Source organism: Evansella tamaricis (assembly GCF_019042215.1).
GTDB lineage: Bacteria > Bacillota > Bacilli > Bacillales > Salisediminibacteriaceae > Evansella > Evansella tamaricis.
Map to the genome: position 1 here is coordinate 1 of NZ_JAHQCS010000075.1, position 17684 is coordinate 17684.

The following is a 17684-nucleotide window of genomic DNA, read 5'->3' on the forward strand; positions in this document are numbered from 1 at the left end:
ACCCCGCAGACGCTGGTCTTTGCGGCGAGGAGGCTGAGGCCGTGCCCGCGGAAAGCGTCCGTCTGTAACGGATTCGAGTATAAACATTTAACTTATTGCTTAAAAAAATTTGTTAAAGGTAATTTGAACAACTCATTAAATCAAGAAAGCGTTGTCAACAAAAACTTAACAAAAAGAGGCATTCCTGAACTCACTAAAAAATATGCCCACAAATGGTTGACGCAAACGTGACGACTTCTCCCCTCGTCAATCTTTCTTTAACGTGGTATAATTTCAAAGACATTATTTGAAGAGGATGAGAGTAAATGATAACAGTTACAGATGTTAGCTTGCGATTTGGGGATCGGAAGCTGTTTGAAGATGTAAATATTAAATTTACACCAGGAAATTGCTATGGTTTAATCGGAGCAAACGGTGCCGGTAAATCAACTTTTATAAAGATTTTATCAGGGGAATTGGATTCCCAAACAGGAAATGTTAGCATGCCCCCTGGTCACCGGATGGCCGTCTTAAAGCAAAACCATTTTGAATTTGAAGAAAAAGTGGTTATTGAAGTGGTCATGATGGGACATAAGCGCCTGTTTGAAGTAAAGAAAGAAAAAGATGCCATCTATATGAAACCGGACTTTTCTGACGAAGACGGTATGCGTGCCGCGGAATTAGAAGGGGAATTCGCAGAGATGAATGGATATGAGGCAGAATCGGATGCTGCCATTTTGTTAAAAGGTCTCGGTATTGATGAAAATCTTCACCAGAAAACGATGGCAGATCTTTCTGGAAACGAAAAAGTAAAAGTTTTATTGGCACAAGCTCTTTTTGGGAATCCGGATGTCTTACTTTTGGACGAACCTACGAACCACTTGGACATTGAAGCGATACAATGGTTGGAGGAGTTCCTGATTAATTTTAATAATACCGTCATTGTAGTATCCCATGACCGACATTTCCTAAATAAAGTATGTACACACATTGCGGATTTGGATTTCGGAAAAATTCAGGTTTATGTAGGAAACTATGATTTTTGGTACGAGTCAAGTCAATTGGCCCTTCGTATGGCTCAGGAACAAAACAAGAAAAAGGAAGAAAAGATCAAAGAACTACAAGCTTTCGTTGCAAGATTTAGTGCAAATGCATCTAAATCAAAACAGGCCACTTCCCGTAAAAAGCTGTTGGATAAAATTGAACTCGATGATATAAAACCATCTTCCAGAAAATACCCGTATGTTAACTTTAAACCAAATCGGGAAATTGGAAATGACTTACTTCAAGTGGAAGGATTAACAAAAACAATTGACGGAGTTAAGATCTTAAATAATGTTAGTTTTGTAATGAATAAAGATGATAAAATTGCTTTGGTTGGAACGAAGGATGTTGCCAAAACCACTTTGTTAAAAATACTTGCAGGGGAAATGGAACCGGACAGTGGTACTTATAGATGGGGAATTACTACTTCACAGGCCTATTTTCCAAAGGATAATGCCAAGTATTTTGAAGGAGTCGATTTAGATTTAGTGGACTGGTTACGCCAATACTCCCCTGAAGATCAAACAGAAACGTTTTTACGTGGATTTTTAGGACGTATGCTTTTTTCCGGAGAAGAAGCAAAGAAAAAGGCGAGTGTTTTATCTGGAGGAGAAAAGGTACGGTGTATGCTTTCCAAGATGATGTTGAGTGGTGCAAATGTTTTAATGCTTGATGATCCCACTAACCACTTGGACCTTGAATCCATCACTGCCCTAAACAATGGATTAATTAACTTTAAAGGAGCCCTTATCTTCACATCACACGACCATCAGTTTAATCAATCCATTGCGAATCGAGTTATTGAAATTCAGGATACAGGTGTATTCGATAAAGAAATGACCTATGATGAATATGTGGAATGGAAGACAAAAAAATAAAACTGATACTTCGGTTAATTTTATAAGAAAAGCGCATTCGACTAAGATCACGAGCGTAGGGCAGTGCCTCTTCCTCTACAAGCATCGCGCTGAAGTATATCCGTCCATCGGGCAAAACGCCACGTCCTGTGGCATTCCCGATATTAGGACGTCCTGTCCGTTCATCGGGCAAAACGCCACGTCCTGTGGCATTCCCGATATTAGGACGTCCTGTCCGTTCATCGGGCAAAACGCCACGTCCTGTGGCATTCCCGATATTAGGACGTCCTGTCCGTTGAGGCAACTCGAAGCATATTCGAAGGGCAGCATCGCTCACGTGCTGCCACTGAAGTAAACGCTCGTTGGACAGCGAATTCGAAGAAGTATCTAGAAGTCCGCTCTTTGACTTCGGTTGTCACTTCCGAAGTGCCCCGCAGCGAATATGAAGGAACTGAAAAAGTGGGAAAGCACCACTTTTTCAGTTCCCATGCGAGTAGGCGCTGGAGCTAGACAAACCCGATGCTGCCAAAACTTATACATCCTTACCTCTAAAAAAAAGTGGCCGGAACAAAAGTGTTATGGGACATAATAGTTAGTGCATATCATTCGCTCCGGATATATACATCACTATGGTATTGTCCGCCCTCAGTTAAACACTTTAATTGTGTTCCAGCCTCTTTTCACTAAATCGAAAAGATCTCTCTTTTTTCAGTTTGTCAGGTAGGTACTACTTCCCTATCCTAACTGATTTTATGATATTGAAAATTCCAAAGTACCACTTTGTGACCGTTTTATTTCGTGAACTCCCTTTATAGCACTCAAGTTAATATGTCCATAGACATGAGGGTATAAATTCCCTGATTCGGTTGTATCTTCAAGAACAACAAGACTTTCCAAGTCATTGGAGTAAATCTCTAAAAGAATTACTTTCTCTACTCCAGGCAAGACATCTTTTCCTTCTTTGATTAATTGTTCCTTTGTAAAACAGTCAATATATCCTTCTATATCTAATGATTCTGGCCAATAGACCCCTTCTCTTTGAGCTTTTTCCCACTCTGATTTTGTTAACAAATGAAAGATCATCTGTCATATTCCCCCTCAATATTACTAGTAATCCAAGTGTATTATAAAACGAATTTGAGTGAAAGTGTATGATTTTCATATGATATCATCGTTTTTACTGTGTAAATGTTACAATTTATTGAATTTTACTTAAATAGTATTGATCCTATTTTAATACAAAAAGACATAAGAAAAGGAGGAAGAAACGTGTAGGGAAAGAGGAGGGGTACCGCCACCAGCACTCCTCGGATAAGCAAAGTATTTTTCCAAAGCAATTGATTGTATCAACTGTCATTTCATTCGGTTTTTCATTGATTAAACACTTTCGTCCCAACCTCGACTTTAACCAACTTCTGAAAGAAGTCTCCCTCTTCAAGTATGTGAAGGTGTAATAACACCAACGGTAAGGGGGAGATGAACAGTTGCTTTCGTCATGGAACTAAGAACCTCCCACATCAAATCTCGTAACATATAAGTCGTGAGTAGTTCACATAGTTATCCATAGTTATCCTGCCTTTTCGATCATCTCTTTTTTTACCGCTGAATCATTCTCTTTTGCCAATGATAAATAGATTACCATTAATAAAATGATTAATCCCCCTGCCATTTGATATGCGCCGAATGGAATCTTCAACCAAAGAACAGATGTCAAAACAGCCGTCAGTGGTTCCATACTCCCTAATAAGCTCGTCTCTTGAGGTTTTAAGTATTTTAGACTTTCGAGATAAAACCAAAAAGCAAACATTGTTCCAAATAGGATAACAAAAATCAGAAAAAAGAGTGTTCCCATATTCCAATTAGTTATCGTAACCTTCCACGGTGGATTAAAAATAGCAAGACCCGTTCCCCCAATAATCATTGCCCACCCAATAACATTTAAGGAACCCCATTTTTTTAGAAGTGGACCTGCATATAATGTATAAAATGCTAAGGCAATTCCTGAAAGTACTCCCCATACCACAGAAGCTGAGGGAACTGATAGATTATTAATAGAACCATTGGTTAGCAAAAAGAAGGTTCCTAATAGGGCTAATAGGACAGTTAAAACATCTTTCTTCGTCACATTACTTTTTTTTGATAAAATGAAATAAATAATAATAAAAGCAGGTGCCTGATACTGTAGAAGTGTGGAGACAGCAGCATTCCCCAAATTAATGGATGCCATGTAAGTATACTGGACTGCTAACATTCCGAATATACCGAAGATGACCAAATTTACAGCAGCTCCTTTGTCTGTCCAAATTCCAAATACTTTATTTCTATTTTTTGATAGAATAGCTAGGAGTATCATCATTATCCCTGAAATTAATAGGCGAACAGAAACAAGCCATTCCACGTTCACTCCATCCTCCTGGAAGAGGCGTTGGGAAACAGTTCCCCCAACTCCCCAAAATGATGCCCCTAGCAAAACTAAAACAAACCCGATCCATCTTCCTTTCATTTACGATACCCCTATTCAATCTAGGATTCATCCTATTATTATGATAAAATCCCCCTTACATGGATTCAAGTCTGACAGAACTTCCCTTGCCACCAGCTTCAGCTGGTGTGACAATAAGCTTTCTTGGTAATCGTTCCCTTAACTCAGGTACGTGACTGATTATACCGACAGAAAGGTGATCTGTATGCAATTTTTCTAAAGCAGTAATGACGATCTCCAAAAGATCTTGGTCTAATGTTCCAAACCCTTCGTCCAAGAAGAAAAACTCCAGTGGATGCTCCCCCTTTAATTGGATGGATGCAGATAGAGATAGCGCGAGTGCTAAGGAAGTTAAAAATGTTTCTCCCCCAGATAATGTGGAGACAGGGCGCTTTACTCCCCCATTCGCATCATCCCGAATAACAAAACCACCAGTTGAGTCCACCTCGATGGCATATCTTCCCCTCGTTAAGGAATGGAGGCGATCTGATGCAAGTCTACTAACTTGAACTAACTGCTCTTCTGCAATATACTCCACAAAAGCTTTTCCCCGAAACACATGATCAAGCTTCTGTAATCGATCAAGTTCTTTCTCCAATTTATTCCATTGTTGATTTAATTCCTCATAACGATTTACCCGAAGTTCCAACTCTCGAAGAGTGGCTAGGGCTGCTCCACGTTCGGAACTTCTTTCCTCTAAATAATTCTTGGATTGCTGAAGCTCCAGGAGTGTTTGATCGAACTGTTCCTCCGTCACGCTTCTCCCAGATAATTCCTTCAAAGACTGGGCCAATTTTACTTCCTGTTCCTTTTTCTCTTGATTAAACTCATTGATAGAAACAGTTAATCTTTCTTGTTCTGCATTTGTTAAACTAGCAACCTTTATTTCTCCCTTATCTGTAAAGCTTGATCCCTTCACTTGCTTATCGAACACTTTACTTGCCCGATTATACCGTTCCTGGGAATTCTTAATCGCTTCTTTTATTATCGTGTCCCGTTTAACAATTTCATTCATTTCATGCTGTAGTTTTTTCCAAGTATATTCTGCTTTTTCATAACGGTTAACGAGTTCTTGCAATGCAAGAGACGTCTTTTCCAAAAGAGCCTGGGGATTAGATTCACCAACAGAGTTTTCTATTAATCGTTTTTTCTCTTTCATTCCGTTCTTACGATGATCGGTTTCCGACATTAATCCGGTTTTCTTTAAGTGAACATCCTGTAGTAATTTCTGAAGCTTGTCCACTTCCTCCAGTTTCCTTTCAATATGGGGAACACTGTTCTCAATCCGTTGCCTGATGACAGTGGCTTTCTCTTCTTGTTTGAGAAGAGTTTGATATTCTTTTTCTACCCTGCTAAAAGCTAGACTTGGATAAGTATTATCCCACTCTAATTTCTGACCTTCTAACCCTTCTGTCCGTTCCTGTTTTCTGTTCCGGGTTTCAGTGAGTCTTTCTTCTAGACCAGAAATTTGAATGGAGAATTGATTCCATTTTTCCTTTGTCTGTTGCATCTCTTTTAATCTATTATCTGTTGTCTCCAGAAGTTCATCGATTGCCAATTTTTTCTTATTCCATTTACCTTTTGTTCGTGACCAACACGCTGCCCACTTTTCTTGATCACCACCGACATTTGATAAAAACGGATCTTTCTCTTCTTCCAATGCTGCAGCAATCTGGTCTTCCTTCACGAAATCTTCCAATTTGGAGGAATATTCATCTAATTTCCAACGGTATCTTTCCAATTTCCGTTCTTCTGACGAAATTTCCTCGATTAGTTTGTCCATCCAATCCAGTTCAACAACTGTGTTTTCCCCTGCCTCTAACTCTATTTTTGTTTGTGGATGTTCAAAGGATCCACATACTGGACATGGCTCCCCTTCCTTTAATTGCTTTCGTAAAGCATGGGCTAATAAATGCTGTTGTTTTCCTTCCTCTGCCCTCTTGATTTCTTTTAAGGATCTAATTAATTCTTGATGATATCTTTCTGCCTCACAAACTTCTTGATACCAACCATAAATCTGCTGAAAACGTGTAGAGAGATCCCCTTCTATTTTAGAAGTTTCCTCTAAGATTCTATTTCCATTTTCCTTAACCTCATTTATTTTCTTTTCCAGACTTTTTTCTTCAGAGTCTAACTCCGTTATTTTATTCATCGATTGATCTATCTGTTGTTTTTGGTCCCTGGCTGCTGTGAGTTCCCTCTTTTTCTCCCCAGGAATCTCTATGGACTTCAGTTCTGCTTTTAGTTTTCGCTGGGCTTCTTCGTACTGCTTTTTATCCTGTTTTGCTTGATCAAGTTTTTCCTCATTTTCTTTCAGAAGTTTTTCCTGTTCCTTTAACTGTTTTTCAAGATTCATCACAATTTGTTCCTCTTGATTGAGAACCTCCTGCTCCCTTTTCATCCGTTCATATTCTTCCAGTTTGATTCGAAGGCGTGATTCCTGTTCTTCCCGCTGGGATTTCACTTCCAGAAATAGACTCTCCCCTTTTTTTGCTTCTTCAGAAATGTCGTCCAGTTTTTCTTTTAATTGATTCCCTTCCAGGGCCCAACGTTGAGAATCCATGAAACTTTCTTCCAACTCTTCCACATAGGGAAGTAAGATAGCCGCTTCTTTCCCTTTCAGAAGGGTTCTCTCTAACTCCTTTAATTCCCCTTCACGAAGGCTTAGTTCCTTCAACCTATTCTCTGCAGCACCTTTTTCCCTCTGTAATTTAAGAACTAATTTTTCCTCGTCAAATCGTTTTTCCAATACTTCATACTTCTTCTTTTCCACTTCCTGCTGTTTCTTAATATCTTCTAGCTTTTTCTTCGCTTCCCCTAATGCTTCTTTAGACGCATTTCCAAGTCCTTCTTGCTCTTTCTCCACTAGTTCCTTTTGATGTTTTGTATCAACTAAACGACTTTTCAATTTTTTCATGAGTTCATCCCCGTACTTTTCTAAATGAAAAATACGCTGGAGCATCTGCCGCCGGTCTTTGCCTTTCAGAGATAGGAATTCTGAGAATTTACCTTGTGGAAGAACGACAGCACGGGTGAAATCATCAATGGATAAACCAAGGAGGTCTTCCACACCTTTCGTCACATCTCCGGCTTTATCAGCTAAAACGATAGGTTCCCCTGTAATATCTATTAATCTTGCTGTAGCAGTCCGTAGATTCCCTTCCCCTGATTGTTTGAAAGTCCGTTCCACGAGAAATCGTTTTTTACGGTTTCCATTTCCTAATTGAAAAGTAAAGGAAACGGCCAATGTCTCTTCCCCATGGTTGAGAATTCCTTGGGTATTATTCGCCGCCCGTTCTACTTTTCCATACAAAGCCAACGTCATGGCATCCAATAAGGAGGATTTCCCACTTCCTGTGGGACCAAAAATACCGAAGACACCACCTTCACAGAGCGCTTCAAAATCTACCGTTTGCTTCTCGCGAAAGCTATGGAGACCTTTTACAGATAAGGTTATGGGTTTCATTGTTCCCCCTCCTCGTTGATCAATTCCAAAAATAATTCCACTACTTCTTGTTCAGGAACAGCCCCTCCTGTTTGTCTTTCATAAAATCTCTTGAACATTTCATCAATTGGTACATGCTTTCTATCCTCTGATTCGTAGGGCGTCCCTTCATCTGGAAAGATAGGACGAATCGTTAATAGGCCAGGGTATTCTTTTTTCAGTTGATGAATCTCTTCCATCGATGGTGTATGTTCCATATGGACTTCTAACTCGATCCAGGCATTTTCATCTCTTTTTTCTTCAATCCACTGAAACACTTCCGATAAACCGTTTCTCGCTTTCCATCTGACTAACGGCTTTCCAGACTGTAAATATATTTCTTCCACCACCGGTTCCCCCTTTGGTTCCACGTTCACTATCGTTACAGATTTTGTGTACCCTGATTCTGAGAAACTGAGTGCGAGGGGAGATCCAGAATACCTTGCAAGCTTTGGTGCACGCTTTACATCCTGTGGGCGATGGAGATGACCGAGTGCTGTATATTGTACATTAGCTGGCAGATTGGTGGCCCGAATTGTATAAGCACCACCCACTTCAATTGGGCGTTCCGATTCACTTCCACTTCCCCCTGCCACAAAAAGGTGGCTCATGGCCACATTCACATCATCCATTGAAAAATCTTTCGTCAGCTCTTCAAATATCCCTTTAATCCGCTCATCATAAGCCTCCCTTAACGTTTCTTCATCCCCTGTTTCCACAAAACTTTCTTTTAATCTCGACTCAGAAGGATAAGGAAGGGCTGCAATATTCAGCCGATAATCAAAGTTTTTTAGCTTAATAGAAACAGTTTCTGTTGTGGGATATCCTAAAATATAAATTCCCTGTTTTTTAATCAGGCTTCTGGCTGCAGATAAACGGTCTGGATGATCATGATTTCCTGCAATGATAATAATCGGTCGTTTACCATTATCAGAGAGCCGGGACATACTCTCATAAAACAGTTCTTCTGCCTTTGCTGGGGGATTCACAGAATCAAATACATCTCCCGCCATAAGAATAGCATCTATTTTTTGATCGACGACAATCTCCTCTAATTCCTGAAAAAATTGTTCATGTTCCTGAAGTCGGTCTCTCCCTTCGAGAGTGCGTCCCAAGTGCCAATCTGCCGTATGCAATAATCGCATTCTATTCTCCCCCTTTCATGGTTAACACGTGTGCTCCATCAAAAAAGAAAAGGTGTGCTTCATCGATGGTCTCTTTCCATATGGATTCCAACGCCTGTAAATACAATGACAACTGAACACTGTATCTTTCCTTGAGAACTTCCTTCCCTTCTTCAAAACCTCCAGGAAATCTCCCTTCAATTTTATCTGTTTTATAATCCAGGAGTACAAGCTTTCCATCTGCATCTTCATACACACAGTCAATTACCCCTTGGATAATCACCGTGTTCTCTTCGTCTCCATTCCAAGATGAATAGGCTTGTGAGGCGGAGATTCCTAAACTAAACGGTATCTCCCGTTCGATTTTTTTAGCAGTGAGCATTCTCTTTCCGATATTAGTGGTAAAAAAACGGGCAATCTTTTCCACATCTACCACTTCTCCCTGTTCCTTTGTCAGAAGTTCCTTTTCCACCATCAACTTCACTTGCTTCTCAATAATTTCTTCTGTTGGCTGTTCCGTTAATGGAAGATGCTGCATCACTGCATGCATGACAGTCCCCATTTCTGTTGCACTTAAAGATTTTTCCTGTAAAAATTTTGGTCTGTCCGCATACTTGGATTGAAATCCTGATATAAATTGTTTTTCACTATATTCATCATGAAGTTCCTGCTTTAATTCACTGACCGTCTGTTTGGATCGATGTATTGTTGAATTAGTATAGGAATACTTCCACTCTAGACGACCCTTCACCATTTCTCCATTATCTGACCCGAATGGGATCGGCTTTAAGTGGTAAATAGCCGATTCAATGGACGTCTCTTCCTTTTCTTCATCAACCTTGGACGATTGGAGTGATTCCTGATCAACCACTGTTACCTTCCATTTTGATGGGTCCATTCGTACATCATCACATTTAGACTGGACAGATTCTTCTCCCTCAGTAAAAAGATCTCGGGATGAGTGATGCCTGCTTACGGCCGGTCCAACCCAATCCAAATAACTTAATCCCTTTTGTCGATCAATAGCAGGTAAAAGCCATTCTGTATGGGATAAAAACCCGTTCCATTTCTCCACCGTTTTTTCTGCCTCATTAACAGACCCCACAAGATATAGTTTTTCCTTAGCACGGGTGAGCGCCACATATAGAACCCGCATTTCTTCTGCTAATGTTTCCATATGCATCCGTTTTTTAATCGCAAGCTGAGGTAATGTTGGGTAGGCAACTCTCAATTTTGGATCAATATATTTAGAGCCAAATCCAAGATCCTTATGAAGTAAATAAGAGCCGTGTAAATCCTGTATATTGAACCTTTTGTTCATTCCTGCAACAAATACAACAGGAAATTCAAGTCCTTTACTTTTGTGGATCGTCATGATTCGCACAACATCCTCCTGCTCTCCAAGTGCTCTGGCAGTTCCTAAATCATCCCCCCGTTCCTGCATCCGTTCGATAAATCTAAGAAATCGGAACAACCCCCTAAAGGATGTTTCCTCATAAGAACGGGCGCGGTCATATAAAGCTCTTAAATTGGCTTGACGCTGTTTTCCCCCTGGCATTCCACCAACATAATCAAAATAACCTGTTTCCCTATATAAATCCCAAATCAGTTCTGAAAGGGAGCCATTCCTAGCTTTAGTTCGCCAATGATCCATTTTATGAAGAAAATCAGTTCCCATCTCCCGTAATTCCTTGTCTGGTGATTCCGACGCTGTCTTCTTCAGTGCCTCAAAATACGTACCATATTTATCCATAATTCGGATATGAGCAAGCTGTTGTTCATCTAATCCATAAATAGGAGAACGGAGAACAGAAGCCAGCGGTATATCCTGATATGGATTGTCAATTACCTTTAACAGAGACATCATCACTTGAACTTCCACAGCCTCAAAATAACCGCTGGAAAGCTCTGCGTAAACCGGAATTCCTTCTTTTTTACATTCATCCATCATGGTTGCAGCCCAAGGCATGGAACGCATTAAAATTACAATATCCCGATATGTTATTGGTCTTGTGGTATTCCGTTGTTTATCGAATACGGGATACCCATTTTTAACTAGTTTTTTAATCTGGCTAATCATGTACCTCGTTTCCATCTGGGACGTTTCCAAATCTTCTTCTAGTACTATTTGCTCATCAGTGGAATCCTGAACCGTCAATGGAATACCTTTATTAATCACTGCCAGTTCCGTCTCCAATCCATCCTGAACCGGATAGTCTTCATTTCCTAAACGCAATTCCGCATCAGTGTCATAATCAATCTCCCCCACTGTTGCGTCCATTATCTGCCGAAAAATAAAATTCGTTGCATCGAGAACCTCGCTTCTGCTTCGGAAGTTTTTGGCCAAATCAATTCGCCAGCCAGGTCCATCCCCTTGTTTTTGAAATGTCGCATACTTTGTTAAAAACAACGATGGCTCTGCCAACCGGAAGCGATAGATGCTTTGTTTTACATCTCCTACCATAAAACGGTTATCCTCTTTTGCAAGAAGACTAAGTATCATTTCCTGAACTAAATTTGTATCCTGATACTCATCTGTAAGCACTTCTGTGAAGTGTTCTTTAAACTCGTTTGCAGCATTCGAAGGAACCCATTCCCCGGTCCCTTTCTTCTTTTTCCAAAGAATGGATAGACATAAATGCTCTAAGTCATTAAAGTCCAGAACAGCTTTTTCCCGTTTATTATCCATGTATCTTCCGGTAAAGTCCTTCACTAACTGAACGATCACCGAGACGGAAGGTGCCATTTCCTTTACATCCTGCAGCATGGTTTCCGGATCCCTCAAGAATAACTCTTTTCTAATTCCTTCCACCAGTTTTTTTGCCTGTTCCCTTAACCCTTTCGTCCTTTCCTTTAAGGTTTCATCCACATCTTCCTTTTTAGAGATTGATTTTAAACGTCCGAATCCTTCCTGCTGAAAATAAATGTATAGTTCTTTCCACGTTCTTGCGGTAGTCAGCCTATTTACATACTCCAGATCAACGTCAAAATTCTCACTATATTTTGCGGGTCCCCCTGACTCTTTTGTTAACGCCATCCCCTTTTCCAGCCAAGACTTCGCCCCTTCGAGCTGAATTCTCACATCTTTAATCAAATCCCTAGTCCACGGAAGTTCTTCGAGCTCGTTTACATGATCCACCTCATACGTTGCGACCAACTGATCCAACCATGCAGAAGGATCCGGATGAGACCGGGAAAAATCAAATAACTTTCTTATCAAGTGACGGAGTGGTTCATCTGTTCTGTCACCACTATACTTATCTACCACTTCAAAGAAAGCATCATTCTTTTCTTTGCCATACTCCTCTTCGAATAAGTCATCAAGTATTTCTTCCCGAATTAATTCCCCCTCCGTATCATCTAAAATACGAAACTTTGGATCCACTTCCACTTCATAATAAAATTGACGAACAACCTTCATACAAAAGGAGTGGAGGGTTGAAATATTAGCCCGCTGGAGGATGGATAGTTGCCGGCGTAAATGGAGGGATGTTGGATTTTTTTTCAATTCTTTTTCTATCGCTTCCCCAATCCGGTTTCTCATCTCCGCTGCAGCAGCATTGGTAAACGTAACAATGAGAAGCCGATCCACATCAACCCCTCTGGCGGGATCTACTATTTTCCGGATAATCCGTTCTACTAAAACAGCTGTTTTTCCACTTCCAGCAGCTGCTGCAACGAGAATATTATTACCTGATGCATCGATAGCTTTCCATTGATCGTCTGTCCATGTTGCCCCTTCCGGTTTAGCATTAATCCTCATCTTTTTCTCCCCCTCCCTCTCGAATTTTCATTAAGATTTCATCTTTATTTAAATTAGCTAATTTTCTATATTCATTGGATTCCGATGGGTCGAATTGACATACTGACTTATAGGAACAAAAAGTACAAGGGATCTTTTGTTTATTTTTCACTGGAGCTATCTCAATATTTCCATTTGTTATGGAAGTTGCAATCTGTTCCACTTTATTTCTCAAAAATTTTCGCAATGCTTCATAATCCCCATCAGAAATGACAGAAGAATCGGAATAAAATGTCCCATCCTTTTTTAATGCAGCAGGTATGATTGATGATCTGCCTCCGTCATCAAGGTTCACATCCATTAAACGAACGATTTCAGGATCCTTTGCTACTAAACCTTTCATCTTATACTGTTTAAACAATTCTTCTTCAATTTGATCAATCGTTAACGTTTCCTTTGCCTGAATTATTGGGTTATGAACATGGAAGTATAGTACTCCTGCAGGGGAGGCCTTTGTTCCTAACCAATTTTCAGAGAAAGTAATGACCACATCTAAATAGATTAGCATCTGTAAAGCCAATCCATAATAGACATCAAGTAATTGGACATCTTTTTTGCTAGATTTATAGTCGATAACTCGTAAAAGTAAGCCACCATTACTATTGAACTGATCCACCCGGTCAATTCGGCCCACTAACTCCATCGTGCAGCCATTTGGAAGTTGAAAAGTTAAAGGAGGCATATCCTGATCTGGCCCAAATCCCACTTCTAGTCCAATGGGGGAAAAACCAGTTGCTTTCGATTGATCGGCCAAAACAGAAGATGCCCTCGCAACCACTTCCTCCAATTTTTCTTTTATATAATGATAGCGATTGGAGCTTAACAATATTTCCCGTTGTATTTTTGGAGCAAGCTCATCGATAACTTGCTTCGCTAAGCTCTTGCACTCTGATTTAGATAGGGCAGAAAAATCCTTTCCGTTTCTCCGTAACCGATCCGCCATTTCCTTTAAAGCGGCGTGAAAGAGTGTGCCTATATCAGGTGCTTCCAATTTGTACGTTTCCCGTTCCTTGAGCTTTAATCCATAATTGGCAAATTGAGAAAAAGGACATGATTGATACTGTTCCATTCTAGAAACACTCGTCTGAATATGTGTTCCATAAAGATCAGAACTGATCTCCATTGGCAGCATCTCTGCTTTATTTTCGTAAAAAAGGCTCTTCAACATGGTTTTTGCTTGAAAACGCCATTCCGTAGAATTAGCATACCAATTGTATACATCCCACCAAAACTCGCCGATTGGATATCCCTTTTTCCAAGCCTGCAATTGGGAAGTTAATGAAGACAATGTTTTTCCTGGTGTATTAACAAAGGCTAGTTGCTCCTCCAAAGGCATTTCAGAAGGATCATGGAGCCAAAAATTTTCTTCCAATTTAGGAAACAAATCCTTTACCCTTTTTAATAGAATAGAAGGTTGCATGCTTTTCCCTTCTTCATCCGCAAGGGGGTAAGTGAGGTAAAGCCGTTCAGATGCAGTAGTCATTGCCAGATAAATGATATAATTTTCATTTAATAGTTGCCTCGTGCTTCCTGGGGCTAGGGAAAATCCATTTTGCTGTAACCTTTCCCTTTCCTCTTCACTTACGATACCTCCATCATCCGGTTTCGCAGGAATGACCCCTTCGTTCACACCTAAAAGAAATGCGCATTTTATTTGAGCGAGGCGAGACCGTTCCATATCTGCTACAATAACCTGATCGAGGGCGGGAGGAATAATGGCAAATTTCATACTTTCTATTCCTGCATCCAACATCTTTCGGAACAGATCAAATGATAACTTCTCTTCCCCTGCCATCTCTACCATTTGATCCAGCAATTCTAATACTGCGGACCACACTTGCTCGTGTTCACGGGATCTGCGAAGTTCTCCCATCCCATGGGAATCGGCCCCCATTTTTTCCAATTTTTTCGGTACATCGCAATCTTCTAAATACATATAAAGGATTTCACAGTATTCCCGGATTGTTTTTGCACGCTTCATCTTTCGTTCCAACTGAATAAGGGGTCTTGTTAACTGAGACCTTAATGTATTTAGTTCCCGTTCAAACCGTTCCTCCCCTTCTGTCCGCTCCCGTTCCCCATCAGCAGAAGTTCGCACTCTTCTATACGTCCACGGTTCTTTTTGATACCATCTTGCTCCTTGAATTCCATAAGATAAGACATAGTTTTCCAGTTGATCTACACGCTCTCTCATCTTGCTGACCTCTCCGTCAGCAGGAAAGAGAAGGTCTGTTTTAAAGCATCGAAAAACTGCTTCGTACCTCCAATGCCCGTGAATCACTTCTAATGAAGACCGGATAAATTCAATGACAGGATGATTTAACATGGAGCGTTTTTCATCCATGAACAATGGAATAGCATAATCTTCAAAAACCGTTTCCAGTAAATCCACATAATCTCCCATATTCCTTAGCAAGATGGCTATATCCTGATAACGATAGGATTTATCCCGGACAAGATGAAGAATTTCCCGTGCCACTCCCTCCACTTCACTGCGTCGGTTAACGGCACCAATCATTTGAATCTCTTCCCCATTATCAAAAGGAAGCGACGGTCTTGTGTCATAATACTGTTCTAAGTGTGCTAATTCAGGTGATTTAAACCGATGTGGCATCGAAAACAGAATTGTCTCCCTTTCTTCCACCTTTTTTTCACGAGCAATGGTTCTTAACTCCTGAAATGTCCTTGCTGTTTCAAAGTAAAGATCCAGTTCGTTTAATTGCTCCCCATCTTGTATATCACGATCGACAGTCAGTGCAAAAGTGGTTTCTTCCGTTTGTACCATCAACTCCCCAATGACCTGCAGTTCAAGTGGGGTAAAACTATGAAAACCGTCCACGTATACTTCTGCCCGTTTCAGATAAGAAGACTTAGAAATTTGTTCGGCAAGAAGGGCCAAATAATCTTCTGATCCAAGATAGTGATTTCCTAACTCCTGTTCCAATTCCTGAAAAACTATCTCCATATCATGGAGTTTCCCCTGGAGAACCATTTCCTGAGGATTCTTATTATCTTTCTTGACTAACTGTTCATAATAATCGTTAATCGCTTCTATGGAAACATTATATCGCTTCCACTCTGTCATGACCTGTTCTAATTGATCAATGAACCCACTCGTATCAGTTGCCTTTCCAAAAACAGAAAAATCCCCTTTTCTCCTTTCCACAATTTTTCGGAGAAGCATGTGAATTCCTGTTCGTTGGAGATGGTATCTTGAAATTCCTCCCGTTTCCTGCAGTATTCTAAGAGCTAACCGTGAGAAACTTAATACTTGTACTCTAGACATTCCCCCATGGGATTCCTTTACGAGTGTCACTTCCGATTGAAACGTCATTTGATCAGGGACAAGATAAATAATTGGATTTCCCATTGGATCTGCAAGCATACTTTCCTTTATTTGATTTAGAATGGATGTTGATTTCCCAGTACCTGTTCGTCCTATAAAATATGAAACTGCCATTTTGTCACCTCAGAACAATCCTTAAAATTATAGCTTTCTATTCATTATTGTACTTGAAACGGGAAGTATTATAAATCTTTACTATCCCTTTCATCCAATAATCCAATTCCTCTTATGGATTTCCTTTCCTTCTTACTCTCATAATAAAAAACTCCGAAATTTCATTTTCGAGAAGAAAAGCGCAATCGCATAGGAACACGAGCGTAGGACGGTGGAGCGAGACAATGCCCGAAGGTGCAAAAATTTATAAATTACCTTTTGAAAAAGAGGATTTTAAGCTAATTAACTAGAATACTATTCTTTATTTTGAGGATTTGTTAATGTTTATGTCGATTTTTACCATATCCCTCCCTTTCTAGGGGGTGAAAATCAACAATTGCTTTAACAAAACCTATTTTGAAAAAGGTGGTGGACATGATGAAAAAGGAAGCAGCGAAGTATTTTACAAATGACGTTTTACATATGGGTGCAGATGCCTTTAATATGGAGATATCATCGTTAAAGGAATTGGCTGGATTTGAAAATTATATTTATGGCGGTTTTATTAACAGTGGGGAATATGTCTTACGGTTTTGCCACTCTTCCCATCGAAATATCAAACAAATACAAGGGGAGATGGATTGGCTATCTTTTTTAAAAACGAACGGAGCCCATGTATGTGGGCCGATTTTGTCAAATAATAGATCATTTGTGGAAAAAATTATTGCCGGTGATACTTGTTTTTATGTCAGCGCCTTTGAAAAAGCACAGGGCACCCAAATAAATATTAGCGAGAACCGGACTAATCATGAATTATTTTTCCAATGGGGAAAAGCTACAGGGCAGTTACATTCCTTGACTAAAAAATATACCCCTTCACCAGGAATTCCCCCAAGGGAAGATTATATGGTCATGTCTAGTGAAGTATTTACTAACTATCTGCCAGACGATACTATCGTACAGGAAAAAGTCGCTATCCTATTTGAAGAAATTAATTCCTTACCTAAAACTGAGGATACGTACTTGCTGACACATACTGATCTTCATTCAGGAAACTTTTTTTATGATGGGGAACGCCTCTGGATTTTTGACTTTGATGATTGTGCGTATCACTACATTATTCATGACTTGGCCATGCCGCTGTACTATTGCTTATGGCAATTTAACGGATCACCATCAGAATTGCAAGTATTTGGAGAAGCATTTTTCGCTTCCTACTTAAAGGGCTACCTTACGGAGAGTGAAATGCCATTAGAGGTATTACATAAACTCCCACTCTTTCTAAAACTCCGGGATTGTGATTTATTCGCCATCCTTCATCATGAATGGGGAGGAAAGGAACTTACGGAAAAGCAGAAGTCGCTTTTATCTTCCATCCGTCAACGTATTGTGGAAGAACAGCCAGTCATTCAATTATCATACGAAAAATTATTGGCAGAAGTAAAAAAACTTAAATTAGAATAAAGAAAAAGA

General features: G+C 40.0%; 10 protein-coding genes. 3 read left to right on the plus strand and 7 right to left on the minus strand.

From position 1 onward, the window contains the following. The coding region (locus KS419_RS07110) for a hypothetical protein (protein ID WP_217065414.1) at positions 1 to 231 on the plus strand (231 nt) is incomplete at its 5' end. A 74-nt stretch (positions 232 to 305) separates the two neighbouring features. Continuing rightward, complete coding sequence (locus tag KS419_RS07115) at positions 306 to 1901, plus strand: ABC-F family ATP-binding cassette domain-containing protein (RefSeq protein WP_217065416.1); 1596 nt, start codon at positions 306 to 308, stop codon at positions 1899 to 1901. Here KS419_RS07115 and KS419_RS07120 read toward each other — a convergent pair. From KS419_RS07120 to addB, 7 genes are all read right to left on the minus strand, one after another. Then, positions 1822 to 2217: a hypothetical protein gene (locus tag KS419_RS07120; protein WP_217065418.1), complete on the minus strand. Its 396-nt coding sequence runs from the start codon at positions 2215 to 2217 to the stop codon at positions 1822 to 1824. The two genes, KS419_RS07115 and KS419_RS07120, sit on opposite strands and share 80 nt — an antisense overlap. Before the next feature lie 413 nt (positions 2218 to 2630). Then, entirely contained in the window at positions 2631 to 2963 is a 333-nt protein-coding gene (locus tag KS419_RS07125; protein WP_217065420.1) for a DUF952 domain-containing protein, read from the minus strand. 484 nt (positions 2964 to 3447) lie between these two features. Continuing rightward, positions 3448 to 4383, minus strand: coding sequence for an EamA family transporter (locus KS419_RS07130; protein ID WP_217065422.1), 936 nt, complete (start codon positions 4381 to 4383; stop codon positions 3448 to 3450). Between the two features lie 55 nt (positions 4384 to 4438). Then, positions 4439 to 7828: an AAA family ATPase gene (locus tag KS419_RS07135; protein ID WP_217065424.1), complete on the minus strand. Its 3390-nt coding sequence runs from the start codon at positions 7826 to 7828 to the stop codon at positions 4439 to 4441. Then, the gene (locus tag KS419_RS07140; RefSeq protein WP_217065425.1) at positions 7825 to 8991 is read right to left on the minus strand and encodes an exonuclease SbcCD subunit D; all 1167 of its coding nucleotides are present in this window, start codon (positions 8989 to 8991) and stop codon (positions 7825 to 7827) included. Before KS419_RS07140 ends, KS419_RS07135 begins: the two co-directional genes overlap by 4 nt. 1 nt (position 8992) lies before the next feature. Further along, positions 8993 to 12733, minus strand: a complete 3741-nt coding sequence (addA, locus tag KS419_RS07145) for a helicase-exonuclease AddAB subunit AddA (RefSeq protein WP_217065428.1) — start codon at positions 12731 to 12733, stop codon at positions 8993 to 8995. Continuing rightward, positions 12723 to 16232, minus strand: a complete 3510-nt coding sequence (gene addB / locus KS419_RS07150; protein ID WP_217065429.1) for a helicase-exonuclease AddAB subunit AddB — start codon at positions 16230 to 16232, stop codon at positions 12723 to 12725. The genes addA and addB overlap by 11 nt, the downstream gene beginning before the upstream one ends. Positions 16233 to 16649: 417 nt before the next feature. On the opposite strand from addB, the gene KS419_RS07155 reads away from it, so the two are divergent. Continuing rightward, entirely contained in the window at positions 16650 to 17675 is a 1026-nt protein-coding gene (locus KS419_RS07155; protein WP_217065431.1) for a phosphotransferase enzyme family protein, read from the plus strand. Positions 17676 to 17684 lie beyond the last annotated feature (9 nt).